The organism is Paenibacillus sinensis (assembly GCF_019904155.1).
GTDB classification, from domain to species: Bacteria; Bacillota; Bacilli; order Paenibacillales; family Paenibacillaceae; genus Paenibacillus_AQ; species Paenibacillus_AQ sinensis.
Genome location: NZ_JAHCMB010000128.1, coordinates 437 through 18,988, shown reverse-complemented (window position 1 = coordinate 18,988; position 18,552 = coordinate 437). Strand labels below are relative to the sequence as shown.

Here is an 18,552-nt window from a genome sequence, read left to right as displayed (position 1 = left end):
GTGTCCATGAACGATGCCAACTGTACCCGGCGGCACTGAACCGTCTAACCCGAACCATGTCTCTTCGTCCGGACCGAGAAATCACTCCCTGGCCGACATCGCCGGAGCAACCGGGAAGCTGCGCTGGAATACCAAGCTGTTGTACGGTTCCGGTGAAATCGTAAATGTCATCACGATCACAGTGATTGGCATGTACTACCTGTTTTTCCTTACGGATTATGTCGGGTTGTCGCCTACGCTCGCCGGAGGAATCTTCATGGTTGGCCGTATCTGGGATGCGTTTATCGATCCGGTTATGGGAATTGTAACGGACCGGACGCGCACGAAGTGGGGAAGAAGGAGACCGTTTTTGTTCCTTTCCGCGATTCCGATAGGCCTGCTGTTCTTTCTCATGTGGAGTTACCCCGGGGCAGGCAGCGATGTTTTAAATGCCATTTATTTTACCGCTGCCTATATGCTGTTCATGACCACCTTAACACTCTACTACGTGCCTTACCTGAGTCTGGTCGCCGAGCTGACCGAGGACTATAACGAGCGAACCAGCGTCAACAATTACCGGATCGTCGTTCAATTATTGATGGGACTGGTCGCTGCAGTAATTCCCAAGATGATTGCGGACAGCTATACGGATGCCTTCCAAGGCTACAGAACGATGGGACTTGCCGTTGGGCTGTTTATTATCCTGATTCCGCTGCTGCTGTTCTTCCGGACAAAAGAACGTCAAACCCCTGAAGTCCATTCGCGATCCCTCCGCTTCGGTTCTGAAATCCGGCTTGCGCTGGCAAGCCGGCCGTTCCGCCGCCTGCTGCTGCTCTATGTCGGCTGCTATGCGGCAGCCAATGTCATTGAAGGCTTCGTTATTTATTACATGAAGTATTGGCTCAACCGTGAAGAGGAGATGTCGTACCTCTTGGTAACCGTCATCGTAGCGGGAGTTCTTACCCTTCCTCTCTGGACCAAAGTATCCCAGGCGATAGGCAAGAAGAAGACGATCATCTACGGCCTGCTCCTCTGGGCGGTCAGCCAGCTGTCCTGGATGGTGCTGTCGCCGGACTCGCCCTCCTATCTTGTATATGTGATCGGCGCCGTGGTCGGCTCCGGCTATGGCGTTGCCCATGTCGTCCCCTGGTCCATGCTCCCCGACGTATTGGATGCCGATGAGCTGCGGACAGGGTTAAGACGCGAAGGGCTGTATTCCGGGATCATGACCTTTTTTATGAAGACGTCCAATTCACTGGCTATTTTTCTGATCGGAATCCTGCTGGAGGCTGCCGGCTATGTGCCGAATCAAATCCAGTCCGGGCCTGCCCAGATGACGATCCGGTCCACGATGACGTTTGCGCCTGAGCTATTCATTGTTGCAGGGTTGATTGCGGCGTTCATCTATCCGCTTGGGAAGGAAGATTATACAAGAAATCGGGAAAGGCTGCTTGAAAAATCCAATCCAAAAGGCGCAAACGAATCGACCTAGCAAAACTGCATTCGTTATACATTGCATTCTGAAGCTGCCGACGCTATCAAATCAGGCAAAACGGCCGTTCCCCGGTGGAATACCGAGACACGGCCGCTGCATGATCGTTATCTGGATTTGGAGTTTGCATTTCCAAACGAAACCAGCCAGAGTAAAAAGTATGAAAGTCCAGCGATTATGTTGTTCTAGGAATCATGAAAAAGAGGCTCGTTCCTCCTCAAATCGAGTTGGAAACGAGCCCGTTATTTTTGTATAAAGAGATTACTTAGTGGACCACAGCTTGATCCGGTCTTGAATATGCTTGGTGTAGGCTTCTTCCATTTCTTTAACTCCTGCCTTATCCAGATCGGCCATATAGGCGTCCCAGATCTTGTCGAAGTCTGCCGGTTTGGCCATTACCGCTTCAGGAATACGCTTCCACGTAATGTCCTTCATCTTGGCGCCCAGGATAACCGCAGGATCGTCGCTGGCGAGTGACATGGTGTATGCCGCACCGTAAGCTCTCGGCTCAAATTCCTCTTCCTTAGGGAACAGATCCTTCCAATGCTCGGCATTGTAAGCCTTCAGGGTTTCCTTCTCCGCATCGCTGTAGCTCGCTGTCAACATTTCCGGATAATTGCGAGTGAAATAGTTATCGGTTGAATCCTTGATTCCATCCCCGTAATGCACCATCAGGTTCCAATAAAGACCGACACCGGATTCTTTTTGGAAACCTGCGTTGTCATTGTTCATCCGTTCCTGTACAGCCGGTATTACTACCCGTTTGCCGTTTTCAAGCGTATAGTGTTTTCCTTCAATGCCCCAGTTGTTCAGAATTTGCCCCTCTTCCGATGCCAGGAAATCAAGGAACTGAATCGCGCGTACCGGGTCTTTGCACTTGCTGGAGATCGAAATTCCGTACCCGCCGTCAAAACCGGCCTGCCAGAAGCTCGTATCCTTGTACTCCGCGCTCATGGTAACCGGATAATGACCGTAAGTCTGATCGAATTTGCCCGCGGCCTTTAGCGCATTCTGTCCGTCGCCATAATCCCATTCCGGATCAGCCAGACCGAGAATCCGGCCCGAAGCCACTTTTGACTTGAACTGATCGGCCTTCTGCACGAAGCTTTCCGGATCGAGCAATCCGATGCTGTTCATATGATTCAGCCAGCGGAAATATTCTTTCTCCTCCGGACGGCGGAAATGATAAGTCGCTTGATACGTTTTTTGATCGATGAAATATTCGCCATCATCCGGTCCGCCGGTTGTCTGGAATCCGGAGTTGGTTACCTGATACATATGCCAATCATCCGCATTCAGCGATAAGCCAATATTTTTGTTGCCGTTCTCGTCCGTTGGATGCTTGGCGATATAATCCTGAATGACTTTTTCAAAATCCTTTACCGTTCGTATTTCCGGATATCCGGCTTCCTTCACAACACGGTGCTGGAGTTCAAATCCTCCGTCGGCTTTAATCTTCTTCTCATCAACGGAGGACCAGGTTGGAACCGCATAAATCGCCTGATCGTCCAGGCTGTATTTGGTCCGGACGATCTTGTCTCCCAACATTTTCTTGATATTCGGTGCGTACTTGTCGATCAAATCCGTCAGATCGATGACAGCGCCAGCGTCGACCAGTTTGCCCAAATCCGCTTTCGCGGCAATCAAATCCGGATAGTTGCCAGTTGCAGCAATCAGCGATACCTTCTGTGCCGGGTCACCTACGGCAAACTCGGCATCCAGCGTTACACCGGTTTTCTCCGTAATAATCTTGCCGACCTCATCCTTCATGTTGTTCCAGTTCGTACTGCCATCCTCCGAGAAATAACTAAGCGTGATGGGCTTTAAATCTGTCCCGGATGAAGAAGCTCCTTCTGCATTGGTTCCCTCTCCGGCCGTAGAGCTGTTATTCCCGCCGCACCCCGCAAGCGTCGATGTTAAAGTCAGCGCTACTATGGAAGATGCAACCGTCCATTTTCTTCCCGACTTCATGAAGCTACCCCCTAAATAATGAATTAGATATAGTTTGTATGAGACAGGCTGCTAACCTGGACACACCATAGGCAGAAGCGCTCTAACTCTTTACAGCGCCGAGTGTCATACCTTTGACAAAGTACTTTTGCAAAAAAGGATAAACGATCAGAATCGGCACTGTGACGATAATCGTAATGGCCATTTTTACAGACTCCGGCGACACCTGGGCCATGCGCTCAGCCATGTTAGCGGCATCCTGGGAGTTAGTTGCAGTCGATGTCGTGCTTTGCAGGATTTTCATTAATTCATATTGCAGAGTTGTCAAAGCTTCGTTAGACCCGTTAAACAGATAAGTATCGAACCAGGAGTTCCACTGCCCTACCGCGAGGAAGAGCGCCACAGTCGCCAAAGCCGGTTTGCACAGAGGGAGAATAATGCGCAAGTAGATGGTAAAATCGTTGGCGCCATCCAGCTTGGCTGATTCCTGTAACGCATTGGGCAGTGCGTCAATGAAGGAACGGATAACGAAGACATTAAAGGCGCTTACAAGACCCGGTAAAATGTAGACGGCAAACGTATTCATCAGGTGCAAATCCCTCATCAGGATGAAGCCCGGAATCAGGCCCCCGGAGACATACATGGTGACTGCGAGAAAGACCGAGATGAATCTTCTCGCCTGAAAATCTTCCCGCGCAAGCGTGTAGGCCAGCATGGAGCTGCTGATCAAGCCTGCAACGGTGCCGATGATCGTCCGCAGAATGGAGATTTTGAAGCCGGTTATCAGACTCCCATAGGTGAAAATCAGACTATAGTTCTCCATCGTAAACTTCCTTGGCCAGACGGTGATTCCTCCTCTGACGGTATCCACTGAATCGTTAAAGGAGACGGCAAGCACGTTCAGGAATGGATAGATCGTTAGAACGGTTACAACAATCATGGATACATACACAACGACTTCAAGTACTCGATCCTGCGCCGATTTCGTCTGAAGGCTCTGCTTCAGCTTGCCGACCGGCGCATTACTGTTAACAACCCCCATGTCACCTTACCTCCTACATAATACTTTCATTCGTAAAGCGCTTGAAAATCCCGTTAGCCGCAAACAATAGCATCAGGCTTATCACCGAATTGAAGATATTGATTGCCGTACCGAAGGAGTACCGTCCCATGGCGAGACCGTAATTAAGCGCATACAAATCAAGTACTTCAGAGTAATCGATGACCATGTGATTCCCCAGCAGAAACTGTTTCTCAAATCCTGTTCCGAGCAGATGGCCGATGGACATAATGAACAGGATGATGATCGTCGACCGAATTCCCGGCAGCGTGATATGCCACATCTGTCTTAAACGGCTCGCGCCGTCCACCCGTGCAGCTTCGTACAATTCAGGACCGATACCGGATATGGCGGCCAGATAAATAATCGCGTTCCAGCCCGTTTCCTTCCAAATATCCGCACCGGTGACGATCCCCCAGAATAAATGACCCTGTGCCATAAATTGAATCGGCTGATCGATGATGTGCAGGCCCATGAGTAGATCATTCACGACCCCGCCGTCCGTGGAGAGCATTTTGGTGACAATCCCTGCGGCTACTACCCAGGATACAAAATGCGGAAGATACGATACGGTCTGAACGAACCGTTTCAATGCCTGAACACGAACCTCATTTAAGAGCAGAGCAAAGACAACCGGTACGATGAAACCGGCGATCAGGCCCATAAAGCTCATAGCCAGTGTGTTTCGCAGCACTTGGTAGAAGTGTTCATCCTTGAACAAGGCGCGAAAATGCTCAAAGCCTACCCATTTCTGTTCAAAGAAACCACGCCCAGGCTTATATTTCTGGAAAGCCATTGTCCAGCCCCATAAGGGCAAATACTGGAAGACAAAGACCCAAAGAACAAAAGGTATAGACATGTAGTAGAGATACTTCTGATTTTTAAACTCCTTCCAGGCGCTTCCTTTTCTCTTTTTGTATACGGTTTCCGCATTCATTGTTATCGTTTTCATACTTCCTCCCCTCTCTTGATTACCATCTTAAATCAGAAGGGAGGCCGGGCACATACTAAGGATTTCGGGAAAAATCATCTACAAATTACGGTTTTTTATAATCTGACGGGGAACGATTTTCGTACTTCTTGAATTTGCTGAAAAAGTAATTGACGCTCGTATAACCGACAAGCTCGGCCACTTCGTACACCTTCATTCCTTGGGCCAGCAGCTCTTTGGCTTTTTGAATACGTACTTTGTCCACATAAGTGTTAAAATACTCTCCGGTCATGTTCCTGAATAGCTGCCCTAAATAGGGGGTGCTATAGTTCAGCAATCCGGCTAATGTTGAAAGCTTAAAATCTTCGGCATAATGGCGCTGAATGAAATCGATCATTTTCTTGATTTCCTGCTCCTTGCCTTTTGGCTCGGTGTCTTCCGCAAACGCTAATAGGAATCGGCATATCTCTTCCAAGAGATCCTGCAGGTAATCATGCTGATAAATCCCGTTTAAAAAGCGCGAAACCGTTTCCGTCTCTTTTAGTTCTATAGGAGAAGCGGCGGTGAGCTTATGAATGATCGCGTTGGACAGAAAAAAGAAGGATTGTTTGACCGACTTCTCATCCTGCTCCTGACTGAGAAACAGCGCTGCAGCCTCATTTAACAATGGGAACACCATAGTTTTGTTGCCCGCATCCAGGCTGTAATACAGGCGGAATATTAAGGCATTCATCTTCTCCTCATAGCTGTCATCGGGCAGCCGGGGAAGCTCCGGTGAAGGAAGAAGAGGAAGACCCGGCTCCAACAGAAGGTCCTTCTCGCTGAAAAAAGCTTGTTTCACCGCTTCCTGAGCTTTTGCATATGAGCCGCAAATCTGTTCAGGTTCGGTAACAGCTCCACTTGTTGCGGCGACGAATCGGGTATCGCCGGCTGCGCTTCGGATCTCGCCGTACAGATTATCGCGTGACTGTCTTCCGCGCAGAGGCGCATTGAGCAGGAGAATGACATAAGGGTGGATTACACTCACGAGTCCCATTCTCCGCCCCTCAATCCCTTGTTTCAGTCCGGCCGACAGCTGATTTAACGCTTCCTGACGATCCGCTTCGGAAACGCGCGGACAAATGACCACGACTTCGTAACTGCTCCACAACAAATTCGCGTGCCCGAGCTTGCTTCTCAGCTGTGCCGGATCTTCCGGCATCTCCCTTGGAGCGAGCAGGTCATGCAGGACCAGATCCTGGTTTACAGCCTCTGCCCGGTACCCTTCCTCCTGAAGGCGTTCCTCTTCGATCCGCTCGCGCACCAGCTTCAGAGTCTCCGACATTTCACTGATATTAACCGGTTTTAGGAGATACCCGTCTACCCCATATCTGATCGCCTGTTGGGCATATTCGAAATCGGCATATCCGCTGAGAATAATAAAATGCGATTGCTGACCATTCGATCTCAAGTGCCGAATTAATTGCAAGCCGTCCATAACAGGCATTCTGATGTCTGCGACTATAACTTCGGGAACCTCTTCCCCGATGACCTTCAAGGCTTCTTTGCCATTGCCGGCCGTAGCCGCGACCGTAAAACCGAGACTCTCCCACGGAATCAGCGTTTGAAGTCCTTGTCTTAGCTTCGGCTCATCATCCACGATAACGACCTTCATCATTGTGTACACCTCCAGGAATGAAAAACGTAATAGTCGTGCCTTTCCCGGGCTCGCTCTCGATACTCAGGGCGCTGGATGCCCCGTACAGCAGCACAAGCCGATCGTTCACATTTCGCATCCCGATCCGCTTGCTCTCCTGTTCATGTACGGATTCAGCAAGCTCCGCTCGAATACTGGCGAGACGTTCTGCCGGGAAGCCTGCGCCATTGTCGCACACTTGAACCTCAGCCCCTTTCGGGACCCTCTTCACTTCAACTGAAATTACTGCTCCTTCTTCGCGGTTATCAAGGCCATGAACGATGGAATTCTCCACTAGAGGTTGAATAATCATAGGAGGGACTGGTATGTCTGCAAGTTCCGGATCAACCGTCAGGCGATATTCCAAACGATCTTCATACCGGAACTTTTCGATATCCAGATAACAGCGCACACGCTCAAGCTCTTCGCGGAGAGGAATATTGTCGTTGCCGGCCTCCAGGCTGCTGCGCAGCAGCGTGCTCAGAAGCCATATGGCCTCCGCGATATCGTCCTGCTTGCGAATATGGGACTCCATTCGTATTGATTCCAGCGAGTTGAAGAGAAAATGCGGATTAATCTGGCTTGCCAGCATTTTGAACTTGATCTCGCTTTGTCTTTGCAGGGCCAAATTCCTCTGATGATTCGTTTCCTGGACTTCCTGGACCAGGTCGTGCACGCTTCTGACAAGCGAATTAAATTGCCTGGACAGCAATCCGACTTCATCTTTACCATCGATATGGAGATAGGTTTCCCAGGAACCCGATCCCACTTTGGACATATGCTTGCTTAGACGAAGAAGCCTTCCGGATAGCAGCGAGGCGGAAGCATAGATAAGCACTATTGCAAATATAAGGCTAACCGTTACCACGATTGCGCCGAGCCTGATCACTTGATTGGCATCGCGGGTAATCTCGGACACGGTAAACACGGAAATGATCCGAAGTCCGTTCCAGCTATTCTCCGGTGTCAGATTTGCGATAACGACTTTGGAGGCTTTGCCGTTGACGGTCGTATTATAGCTTCCTTCCTTACGGGAAAGTATCTTGTCATCCCCCTCAATTGCTGATAGATTCTTCCCGTAAAACTCCGCTTTATTGGAGCCGACGACCCGATTCCGATTATCCACGATCAACGTGGTGAATGACTCCTGTTCCAGGATCAACCTTAATTGCTGTTTATCCACATTAATGACCATAACTCCTTTTCGCCCCAGTGAGTCCAGCGGAAATGAACGTATCAGACTGAGATACTCGTTGCCGTCACGTTCATCCTTGATCAAGTTCCATCCGGCAAGTCCCTTCTGGGCTATAGCCTCCTTGTACCAGGATTCGGCCGTGATGGTATCATCCGGCTGAATAAATTCCCAGTTGTTGAGAGCTGTCGGATTAACGGCATACACACGGATGCCTGCGATCTCCTTGTACCATTGGTTGTAATCGCGTATATCCGTATACCCGCGGTATGCCTGAATGACTTCACCGTAGCTTTCGTATTGTTGGGTGGCTACCCTCATCATACGGTTATCTACGGTTAGGCGGTAGGATATGTCCAGCGGTACTTTAATCAGCTCTTCCGTCCGCTTTCGGACGCGCTCGACATTGTTCGTTACCTGCGAGAAGGCATCATCAATAACGATCTCCCGAAGCTTTCCGGTCAACAGCAGGCCGGATAACAACAACGGAAGAACGGCAGCCGAAATGAATGTAATTGCCAGCTTTTTCTTCATTTTCATGTCGTTCATCATTCGGATAAAGAACACGTCAACCCTCCCGGACCCATTCGGCCGCTGCGCGAAAATGCCCCTTTTCACTCAAAAAGGGGCAAGGAATTATTTGCAGTATTTTACTTCATCAGGCATTGCCCGTTTCTTTGCATCAAGCCTTCCCGGGCTCTACTGCCCGAATTCTGAACCAGCCGCTCTCATAATCCTTCTGCTCATACGCAAGAGGCAGTCCCAATTGCATCAGTCTGTCTCCCCCGATGATCGCCTTGTCTCCGCCATATCCCGACTGAACCTCGTATTCGAGCTCCGGTTGAAGCCCGGCCAGACGCAAATATCGCAGTGGCGGGTTAGGCACCGCCATCACCTGGAAATAGTAGACAAGCGCTTCTCCTTTATCCTCGGAAACAAACATCCAGGCCGACTCGTTGCCTTCGAACGGACTCTTCAGGCGGTACATATCACCCTTCTGCACCAGACCGCGAATCTCCTTGTAGGTTGCAACCTGGCGCTTGACGATCTCTTTTTCCTCTTCCGTGAATTTCGTAAGGTCAAGCTCATACCCGAAGTTTCCGGACATTGCGACATCGCCCCGGAACTCAAGCGGCGTGATCCGACCGACCTGATGATTCGGCACGGCCGATACATGCGCTCCGATTGCGCTTACGGGATAAACCAGACTGGTGCCGTATTGAATCTTCAGGCGCTCCACCGCATCGGTATTGTCACTGGTCCAGGTCTGAGGCATGTAATAGAGCATACCGGGATCGAACCGGCCTCCCCCGCTGCAGCAGCTCTCGAAGAGAATATCCGGGAATGCAGTGGTGATGCGTTCGAGCAGTTCGTATAATCCAAGAACATAGCGGTGGGCAGTCTCACTCTGGCGTTCCGGCGAAAGCTCGGCAGAGCCTATCTCCGTCAGGCAGCGGTTCATATCCCATTTCACATAAGCGACCGGCACAGTGGAGAAAATGGCAGACAGCGATTCAAAGATGTAATCGCGCACTTCCTGGCGGGTATAATCCAGCACAAGCTGCCATCTTGCTTCGCTGCGTCTCCGTCCTGGAACATGGAGGCACCAGTCCGGGTGCTTCCGGTACAGCTCGCTGTCCGGCGAGATCATCTCGGGCTCGACCCAGAGCCCGAATTTCAGACCCAGCCGATTGATGCGTTCCGCAACATCCGCAAGGCCATCAGGAAGCTTCCGGCGGTCCTCAAACCAGTCGCCGAGAGACGAATTGTCGGCATCCCGCTTCCCGAACCAGCCGTCATCCAGAACAAACAGCTCGATGCCCAGCTTGGCTCCCTCTTTCGCGATCGATACCAGCTTATCCGCATTGAAGTTAAAGTAAGTGGCTTCCCAGTTATTGACCAAAATCGGACGCTCTTCATCCCGGTATTTCCCGCGGCTGAGCCGGGTCCGGTACAAGCGATGATATGTCCGCGACAAGTCTCCCAGCCCTTGCCCGGAGTAGACCATAACCGTCTCCGGTGTCTGGAAGCTCTCCCCCGGACTCAGCAGCCATGCAAAATCAAATGAATTGATACCGATGCTGAACCGCGTGGAGCCGAATGCATCCACTTCCGCATCCGCTTCAAAGCCGCCGCTGTAGATAAGGCTGAAGCCGTAAGCGTCACCATGATATTCCGTCGTCTGCGGAGTAACCAGCGCGGCAAAAGGGTTGAATTGATGGCCGCTCATGCCCCGCTTGCTGTCGATTCGTGTCTCGCCTTGATGAAGCGGTTTACGGGTAATATTGCCTTCCCGGGCCCAGGCGCCTGTAAGGTACGTGATCTCGAAATCGCGGTTGCCCTGGAAATCGACACTTGCACTCAGGGCACGGCGAAGCCGCAGCTTGTTGGCGCTCTCATTGCTCAAACGGGCCGAGCGAACGATGACGTTGCGGTCACTGAAGATGCTATAGCTTAGCACAACCTGAAGACCTGAATACGCATCCGTTAATTCCAGTTCCAGCGTATCTGCTTCGGCCACATCCTCGACATATACGGCTGGAAGCCCGGTCAGGGATGGTTTCCCCTTAATGATGCGGTAGCCTGCGTATTTCAACTCAGTGATACGTGTGCCATCCTCAAGCTCAGCCTGATACGCCGGATTCCGGAAGTCTCCGCTCCCGTATTGCGGGTATTCCTGCGGCAGCCGATCCAAACCTGCTTTGTTCGGGGTATGGATCAGCAGATCGGACATCGGTTCCCGATGTTTCAATCTGCTTCCCCAATATACATGTACCGGGTACCCCTCTACGATTTGAATAATATAGCTCATGCCGGACGATTGCAGATGAAACAGTCCGGTTTGCTCCTGAACGATAATGCCCATTGCCAAATACCCCTTTCTTCCAGTTCATAATGTTTTCAAAAATTCCAGTTAAGATAACATGGTTTAATACTTGATATCCTCATGCAAGATGTTAGCCAGCACTATACAAAATGATATATTAGATTCAGATATGGAGTACATGGCATAGTACTCACTAAATATGTTATAATGCTGGATATTTTAGATGAGGAGATTTCATGTGATTGAATATTTGCCACGCAGCAAACAGCATCCCGAACTGCATCTGACCCAGTTTGGCATGGAGGACTGTATATCGGGTCATTTCTTTGGGCCGGCTGTACGAAGTCACTATTTACTTCACTATGTTTTAAGCGGGGAGGGGGTATTTGAAGTCGGCGGTATCCAGTACCAATTGCGGAAGGGGCAAGGTTTTTTGATTTTCCCCGATATTATCACCTACTATCAAGCCGATACTGCCAACCCCTGGTCTTATTGCTGGTTTGGTTTTGACGGGACATCGGCGGAACTGCTTCTCAAGCAGGCGGGGCTGTTGAAGGCTTCCCCGATTTTCAACTATGACAGAGATGATAGGATTTACCGGTACTTGCAGTTGATGAATGAGTCGAGGGAATTCGGGAAGGCCCGGGAGACCAGACTGACTGGGCTGCTCTATTTATTGTTATCGCTGCTCGTGGAATTCGGTCCGGTGACTTCCCCTGAACTTAAGGAGACCCGGGCGGAGATTTATGTGGAGAAGGTAAAGGACTTTATCGAAATGAACTATCCCCAGAAAATTACGATTGAGGACATCGCTCAGTTTATTGGACTCAATCGAAGCTATTTGTGCTCGTTATTCAAACAACGGATGCAATTAAGCATTCAGGATTACCTGATTCGCTATCGAATCAATAAGGCTTGTGAAATGATGGGAAACCCGGAGCTTTCAATCGCGGATATTTCCCGATCAGTCGGTTATAACGATGCTCTGCTGTTCTCTAAAATTTTCAAGAAAGTGAAGGGCTCCTCTCCCAAGCATTACCGGGCCGAAGCCTATGCCCAGACCTGAGACTATCCCCGAAAGCCGAACCCTGCAAATTAAAAAAAGAAGGGGCCGTCTCCTCTGTCATCTTCGATGACTCGAGACAACCCGCTTCCTCAACAACCAAACACATTCACGACTCAGAAGCTTTCTTCAGTAGAACTAGAAGCTGCGTGAACGACTTATCGCCAATCCACTTTAGCAATTGAATACGCTTCGCACTGACGCTGACGACATCCTCAATGGTAGAAAACCCGTTGCGGCGCAAGGTATTGACGAGCTTTTGTGTCGCTGCTTCATTATAATCCGGGCCGGATATTTCCAGCAGGAACGTAATATCCTTACCCAGACATTCGGATGAAATGGAAAGGTTCGTCTTTAAAGGTTGAAATACAGATACATCATTCATCATAGAATCTCCTTACCCGATAACATACTTGATGTGGATGAGATCCGTTTTGCTCAGATCAATGAAATCATTTTGATCCAAAGCAATGAGAGGCTTGGTAGGATAGTTCACGTTCGTTAGCAGGATCTTACCCCTACGTCCATCCGACAGAACGACCTCACAACCGATTTGAGTCGAAAGAAGCGAATCCAAAAATGTCATGCCAATGGTCAAGTCGAAGCGATTATTCAAAATGCCTTCATGAAGCTCGTTAATCACCTCGAAAAAAGTAAATGCCGGTCTATGCGGCCGATCCGAGATCATAGCCATATACACGTCTGCCAAGGCAACGATTTTACTCAGCCGGTCAATTTGATTTCCTTTCAATCCATTCGGATAGCCGCTGCCGTCTTCTCTCTCATGATGCTGCAGGGCGACTAAGGCGATCCGAGGGTCAACATTCGAGTTTGTCAGGAGCTCATAACCAAGAACGGTGTGCTGCTTCATGATCTCGAATTCATGATAATCAAATCTTGCCGGTTTATTGACCAAGGAAGAGGGAAGCTTAACGGAACCGATATCATACAGACTTGCAGCGATCGTCAGCAGGCCCAGTTCCTCCTCATCCAGCTTTAACCATTTGCCTATCGATGTAGCAATAACGGCAACACCGATGCTCTGCTTGTAACGAAAATCACCTTGTTCTCTAAGCTCGGTGAATACTTCGAACAGATTGTATCTCTTCGCAGTTTCATTGATAAAGGGAATGATCTTCTCTTCGACATCAGCAATAGGGACAACGCCATTGTCCCGTACGAGATTGTCTATCTCATGCAAATGCATTTCCGTCCGTTTAACTTTTTTACGATTTTCGATGGAGGAGGGCCGAAGGGATACAGTCAATTTAGGTTGATCGCCATCCGGATGAACTTGCTGCTCATCCACACTATCAATGACCGCGGCTTCTACATTCCCGAGATCGATTTTAAAATTGGCCAGTTTCTCAATGTGGCTCTTCCGCAGAATCGTGTTCCTCGCAATTAATAACGTTCCGTTGCTGTTGTAGATATTGCTCCCCAAACGTTTACCGATAAAGCTTGTGTATTCGTCAATCGACACTGTGGAACCACCTCCTCATTCTTTCTCTGTTGTATACTTCAGATGGGACGGACTTGGGCGTCGTTGCGAATCTGCCAGCCGGACTTGCAATGAACTAGGTCTACGGTTTCCGCAGCGTCGGTGATTATAGGCAGGATTAGTCGCCTTAAGTGAAGCATTGACGCCAAATATGAACTCGTTGCAAAAATGAGTATGTACCTTAATGTCTTTTTTTAGCTGATGTTCAGGTTGATCCGTTTTGCTGAGGTTTTTATATAACCCTAAAGATTATTACGGTAGCTATAAAATGAAATTTTATTATTCTCCCGGTAAATGAATCCATAGTAACAGTATATTGGAGTTAGGAAGCTAATATTGTGAGTATCGGACTATTAATTGAACAGTGTTATTTTAGGCATTCTGTAGGATTGTGCTTGGGTCAGCGCTGCAATGTTTCCCGGCTCTGGTGGTCAATGTTGCCATGTTGATCATCCGCTGCAAAAAACAAAAAGAGACCTGCCATCTGACAAGTCTCTTTCCAGCCTTATGCTTCATCATAAAAAACTCACTGTCCAATTCTGCATTCGCTTGCTATATAATCCGCCGTCCGGATCGCCAAAGCCACAGTAGATAGCGTCGGATTAACCGCACCCATACTGGGCAACACGCTGTTATCCGTAATATATAATCCGGTTATTCCGTGTACAGAGCCTATCGGGTTTGTGACAGAGGTCCAGGGGTCATTTCCCATCCGGCAAGTTCCCGATTCGTGATTATCCGCTCCAGGCAGGAACAAACAGACATCTGATCCTTCAGCGGTTAAATCGAGCTTCAAGCCTGTTAGCGAAGCTACATCCCGAAGGGCTGCAGCGGATTCCTCTATGATTGCCCAATCCGTGGGACTGTAGCTGAATTGGACTTGCAGCTCAGGCAATCCGTAAGCGTCCTGCCGGTTTGGATCGAGAAACATTCGGTTCTCGTACCGGGACTGCACCTTACCCAATGTGATCAGGACATTGTCATCCCACTTATTTACTCTCGGTTTCGTTTGAAATTGATAGGAATAATAAGCGCCGAACATTTGAAGCTGGATGGGGCGATACCATGTCTGCGGAACCAAAATATTGATCATACCCAATATCTCCGGTAAATCCGTGCTGCTGATTTGACCAACTCCCCTGACGATGGAGTGGTTGGTGAGGTAGTGTCCGATCGCTCTTCCGGGAATCCCCGAATTAAGCAGAATCCGCGGGGTTTCCAACGCACTTGCTGCGAGTACCACGGTTTTGGAGCGAAGCTCGTAGATTGTCCGCTCCGGTGTAATCACCCGTATCCCCCGCGTCCTCTGATTCTGATCCGTTAGGACCTGAATCGCCTGTGCATTCACTGCGAGATCGTAGGGATGCAAATGCATCGCTCTTGCCAACAAGCTAATCGAACTGAAATAGGCATTCGTATGCAGCTCTCCATACTGCGTAGGCTGGAGGTCAATACCGACCGGCTGATCGACGGCCTCGGGATAACCGTTCGCCCGCAGACGATCAAGCAGATTTTGCGTAAAAGTGGAGTATCGTGAATACAAATCCGTTACATTCATCATCCGTTCAGCGATGCTATAGTACCTGTGCATTTCTGGAATGGGAACGGGCCATGAAGCAAGCTCGAAATCCGGAATACGCGGACAAACCGCCCCCCAGAACAACGTACGGCCACCGAGCGCATAGACCAGACGGGTTCCCGGAAATTGGGGAAGTGCATCGCCCAACCGAATGCCGATCTGCGGGTTGTTGTATAGACTGCCAGCTGTTGTTCCCGTTGGAATGTTGAAAGCATTTGTAGGCAGCAGCAGGCCCCCCCGTTCGACGACTCCTATCCGTTTGTTCGTCTTGTGCAGCTGTTCGCACAGTCTCCAGAGGGCAGCCCCTCCGCCGGCGCCGGTCCCGACCACGAGTACATCGTATTCTCTAGAAGCCATTTCGTCTAAGGATATAACCGGTATCCAGGTGTTCTCTCGGGTAGGAGTCGGCAGCGGACAATAAGGAATATGACGCATCACACGACACCCCTTATCACTGGAAAAGTTACTTGGGAGTAAATCCAAATACAGGTGCAGCCCCATGCGCTAATGCCGCCCATTTGACCGCATTGGCAATAACGCGCATAATCTGCTCATTGTAATAGGCAGGATAAGACTCATGACCAGGCTGAAAATAAAAAATTTTCCCTAGCCGTCTGTAAAATGTACAGCCGCTTCGGAATACTTGACCTCCTTGGAACCAGCCTACGAAGATAAGCTCATCCGGTGCGGGAATATCAAAGAACTCGCCGTACATCTCTTCCTCCTGCAGCTGGATGTATTCCCCTAGCCCTGCAGTAATGGGATGAGCGGGATTCACAACCCATAGAAGCTCCCGTTCCTTCGCTTCCCGCCACTTCAAGTTACAGGTCGTGCCCATCAACTTGCGAAACAGCTTGGAGAAGTGCCCGGAGTGCAGAACGATGAGCCCCATTCCTTCAAGCACCCTTTGGTACACACGCTCAACAATCTCATCTTTAACTAAATCGTGGGCCATATGTCCCCACCATATCAGAACATCCGTATGCCGGAGAACCTGTTCCGTTAAGCCATGCTCCGGCTGCTCAAGGGTTGCCGTACGGATAAGAAAGCCATAAGGAGCCAAACCTTCGGCAAGCGCATGATGAATACCATGGGGATAGACTGCAGCTGCCTCAGGCTTTGTCTTCTCGCTTACATATTCGTTCCAGATGGTTACACGGATCTTATCGGTTTCTCGAAACTCATTCGAGCCAATGATCGCTTCAATCATCCTTCTAATCTCCTTAGAACCACATTCGTAAATCACTATCAAAGTCTACATACATATGTATGCAGTGAGCATGGATGGTATGACTCTAGCGAAACGGATAGAGCACCAACCCAAAGGTTAGTGCTCCGCTCTCCCATACTATTTAGTACTTGTCTACGACTACCACAGCTTATACCCTGCTTCTATCAGGATCTTATACCATTGTTCACGGGTCATTTCCTCACCGCTAGCTGACCGGATGGCCCGTTCTATGCGCTCCTTTTTTCCGGTTCCCAGTACAATGGCGGGATTGGACGAATGTCTGAAGATCCATTTATACACGACTTCGTCGACATGTTCCAGTTTAAGTTCCTGCCGGATATCTTCCAGAACGTTCATCATGCTTTCCTCTTTCGGATTGCCCGGTTTAAGTATTCTCCCCCCTGCCAGTGGCGACCAAATCATCGGAGAAATGCCTGCTTTAAGACAATGTGTCATTGTGCCATTGAGGTAATTTTCAATGCCCAAAGGGTTGAGCATGAATTGGTTCGTGACAAATTCAATGTCGGTATGCTTCTGCAGAGTGTCAAATTCAAGGGGATTATGATTCGATAAGCCAAAGTATTTAACTTTCCCCTCACTTCTAAGCTGCTGGAGCGTTTCATTAAGCTCGTATGGATTGATCAACAGGTCAAACATATGAATCAGTAAAAGATCAACATAATCGCAGCGAAGCTTATCCAGTGATTCATTTACCTGAGCCAAAATATACTGTTTATCCGTGTTGAAGAAGCGAGTTTTAATGTCTGGATTCTTGTCATTCGGAACACAGATGTCGCACTTGGTAACGATTTGGATCTTCTCCCGCAGGGATGGTTGCATGCGCAGTGCCTCTCCAAACAGCTCCTCGTTGCTGTGATCGCCCCCGTAAATATCTGCATGGTCAAAGGTAGAAATTCCCCGTTCCAGGCACCACTCTATGAACTGGACAATTTCCATAGTGCTTAATTCCCAGTCATTCATCCTCATGCACCCAATGACAATCTTAGAGATTGAAAGCTGTTTGTTTAATTGGAGTTCCATTTCGTACACCGCCTTCTAACCAGAATGTATGCGCTCTCTCGCAATCCACCAAACCGGATATTTCCTTCCTCTCATGGCCCTCCCTCAAAAGAAAGTGCTTCCATAAGTCATTGACAATCACCTAGCACGATCAATTTACAATATTATGCCCATGGAGTCAACACATTTTGTAAACTTATTAATAAACAAACGCACATATTTTATATGCAAAATATTCGGAAAATATAAACCTTTATCATTACATTTGTAACATTCATGTTTGCGCTGGCTGCATAGCTTTTTCATTATGGAATGCCCGGGCTTCGGTAAATCTTCCTCTTCTCAATCTTGAAGTCCACTGCTCTAATGCTTACAGCGTTGATTTGAGTTATGCATTCCCATAGGCAATCGCAAGAATGAAGATCAACATATCGTAACCCCAATGGGCGAATCCATTAACCAGCAAATTGCGGTCGGATTTATACCAAGCATAGGTGAAGGGAATTCTTGTTAGCCCAATCACAACCAGACTCTGCCAGACATTCCAATCATATGTGCTAAGATGGGCGGCTCCAAATAGTAATGAACTAAGGATAGATGCAATAATTAAGCCCGTTCGGTTTTTGGGTAAGTAATGTTCCAGAATCACCAATAATACGATAACCAGCATTTCTTCCCCGAACAATCCTGGAATCTTCTCAAAAGGAGTAATCCAGGATAACTGATGAATGACAGGATTATCTGAACTGGGCATGTGAAGGAAATGATCACTAAGTTCGAATACCGTCAAAGACAGTACGTACGAAAATAAGAGGATTCTTATAATAAATAGAATCTGCCTTTTCTTTATTGGGCGAATCAAGCTCTTTAAGTCTCCGCCTAGAACCCAGTAACCTATGCCGCCTGTTGTTATTAGATATAAGTTAGAAAAAATCCCTAAAAACCCTTCAATTAATGCCCAAAGTCCTGTTGCTAATAGAAGCAATGAAATGAATACATTAGGGATATTAAAGCCTCTCTTCATTTTGTCGATCCTCTCAATCTTTACATTG

The 18,552-nt window shown here is 48.7% G+C and carries 14 protein-coding genes; 2 read left to right on the top strand and 12 right to left on the bottom strand.

Features of this window, described 5'->3' with window-relative positions; genetic code table 11:
- Positions 1-13 precede the first annotated feature (13 nt).
- Positions 14-1,471, top strand: a complete 1,458-nt coding sequence (locus tag KIH86_RS14195; protein ID WP_223085450.1) for an MFS transporter — start codon at positions 14-16, stop codon at positions 1,469-1,471.
- A gap of 261 nt (positions 1,472-1,732) precedes the next feature.
- Here the strand turns inward: KIH86_RS14195 and KIH86_RS14190 are convergent, their stop codons facing one another.
- From KIH86_RS14190 to KIH86_RS14165, 6 genes are all read right to left on the bottom strand, one after another.
- On the bottom strand, positions 1,733-3,442 hold the full coding sequence (locus KIH86_RS14190) for an ABC transporter substrate-binding protein (RefSeq protein WP_223085451.1): 1,710 nt from the start codon (positions 3,440-3,442) through the stop codon (positions 1,733-1,735).
- Positions 3,443-3,524: 82 nt separating this feature from the next.
- Positions 3,525-4,463, bottom strand: a complete 939-nt coding sequence (locus KIH86_RS14185; RefSeq protein WP_223085452.1) for a carbohydrate ABC transporter permease — start codon at positions 4,461-4,463, stop codon at positions 3,525-3,527.
- Positions 4,464-4,476: 13 nt separating this feature from the next.
- On the bottom strand, positions 4,477-5,433 hold the full coding sequence (locus KIH86_RS14180; protein WP_223085453.1) for an ABC transporter permease: 957 nt from the start codon (positions 5,431-5,433) through the stop codon (positions 4,477-4,479).
- A gap of 85 nt (positions 5,434-5,518) precedes the next feature.
- Positions 5,519-7,069, bottom strand: coding sequence for a response regulator transcription factor (locus tag KIH86_RS14175; protein ID WP_223085454.1), 1,551 nt, complete (start codon positions 7,067-7,069; stop codon positions 5,519-5,521).
- The gene (locus KIH86_RS14170) at positions 7,044-8,846 is read right to left on the bottom strand and encodes a sensor histidine kinase (protein ID WP_223085455.1); all 1,803 of its coding nucleotides are present in this window, start codon (positions 8,844-8,846) and stop codon (positions 7,044-7,046) included. Before KIH86_RS14170 ends, KIH86_RS14175 begins: the two co-directional genes overlap by 26 nt.
- A gap of 115 nt (positions 8,847-8,961) precedes the next feature.
- Entirely contained in the window at positions 8,962-11,145 is a 2,184-nt protein-coding gene (locus KIH86_RS14165; protein ID WP_223085456.1) for an alpha-galactosidase, read from the bottom strand.
- Between the two features lie 199 nt (positions 11,146-11,344).
- Here KIH86_RS14165 and KIH86_RS14160 point away from each other — a divergent pair, with 199 nt between their 5' ends.
- On the top strand, positions 11,345-12,172 hold the full coding sequence (locus KIH86_RS14160) for an AraC family transcriptional regulator (protein WP_223085457.1): 828 nt from the start codon (positions 11,345-11,347) through the stop codon (positions 12,170-12,172).
- A gap of 106 nt (positions 12,173-12,278) precedes the next feature.
- Here KIH86_RS14160 and KIH86_RS14155 read toward each other — a convergent pair whose 3' ends face one another.
- From KIH86_RS14155 to KIH86_RS14130, 6 genes are all read right to left on the bottom strand, one after another.
- Positions 12,279-12,554 carry a hypothetical protein gene (locus KIH86_RS14155; protein ID WP_223085458.1) on the bottom strand — a complete coding sequence of 92 codons (276 nt, stop codon included), beginning with the start codon at positions 12,552-12,554 and terminating at the stop codon, positions 12,279-12,281.
- Between the two features lie 12 nt (positions 12,555-12,566).
- Positions 12,567-13,652, bottom strand: coding sequence for an HD-GYP domain-containing protein (locus KIH86_RS14150; protein ID WP_235775416.1), 1,086 nt, complete (start codon positions 13,650-13,652; stop codon positions 12,567-12,569).
- 544 nt (positions 13,653-14,196) lie between these two features.
- Complete coding sequence (locus KIH86_RS14145) at positions 14,197-15,606, bottom strand: GMC oxidoreductase (protein WP_235775415.1); 1,410 nt, start codon at positions 15,604-15,606, stop codon at positions 14,197-14,199.
- 106 nt (positions 15,607-15,712) lie between these two features.
- Positions 15,713-16,459 carry a ThuA domain-containing protein gene (locus KIH86_RS14140; protein ID WP_223085460.1) on the bottom strand — a complete coding sequence of 249 codons (747 nt, stop codon included), beginning with the start codon at positions 16,457-16,459 and terminating at the stop codon, positions 15,713-15,715.
- A gap of 159 nt (positions 16,460-16,618) precedes the next feature.
- Positions 16,619-17,521: an aldo/keto reductase gene (locus tag KIH86_RS14135; RefSeq protein WP_223085461.1), complete on the bottom strand. Its 903-nt coding sequence runs from the start codon at positions 17,519-17,521 to the stop codon at positions 16,619-16,621.
- A gap of 367 nt (positions 17,522-17,888) precedes the next feature.
- The coding region (locus KIH86_RS14130) for a CPBP family intramembrane glutamic endopeptidase (protein ID WP_223110520.1) at positions 17,889-18,552 on the bottom strand (664 nt) is incomplete at its 5' end.

What these genes read in the sequence shown, in the direction of transcription:
- KIH86_RS14195 (WP_223085450.1), top strand. Translation starts at nt 14, where the DNA reads ATGCCAACTGTACCCGGCGGCACTGAACCGTCTAACCCGAACCATGTC.
- KIH86_RS14190 (WP_223085451.1), bottom strand. Translation starts at nt 3,442, where the DNA reads ATGAAGTCGGGAAGAAAATGGACGGTTGCATCTTCCATAGTAGCGCTG.
- KIH86_RS14185 (WP_223085452.1), bottom strand. Translation starts at nt 4,463, where the DNA reads ATGGGGGTTGTTAACAGTAATGCGCCGGTCGGCAAGCTGAAGCAGAGC.
- KIH86_RS14180 (WP_223085453.1), bottom strand. Translation starts at nt 5,433, where the DNA reads ATGAAAACGATAACAATGAATGCGGAAACCGTATACAAAAAGAGAAAA.
- KIH86_RS14175 (WP_223085454.1), bottom strand. Translation starts at nt 7,069, where the DNA reads ATGATGAAGGTCGTTATCGTGGATGATGAGCCGAAGCTAAGACAAGGA.
- KIH86_RS14165 (WP_223085456.1), bottom strand. Translation starts at nt 11,145, where the DNA reads ATGGGCATTATCGTTCAGGAGCAAACCGGACTGTTTCATCTGCAATCG.
- KIH86_RS14155 (WP_223085458.1), bottom strand. Translation starts at nt 12,554, where the DNA reads ATGAATGATGTATCTGTATTTCAACCTTTAAAGACGAACCTTTCCATT.
- KIH86_RS14145 (WP_235775415.1), bottom strand. Translation starts at nt 15,606, where the DNA reads ATGGCTTCTAGAGAATACGATGTACTCGTGGTCGGGACCGGCGCCGGC.
- KIH86_RS14140 (WP_223085460.1), bottom strand. Translation starts at nt 16,459, where the DNA reads ATGATTGAAGCGATCATTGGCTCGAATGAGTTTCGAGAAACCGATAAG.
- KIH86_RS14135 (WP_223085461.1), bottom strand. Translation starts at nt 17,521, where the DNA reads ATGGAACTCCAATTAAACAAACAGCTTTCAATCTCTAAGATTGTCATT.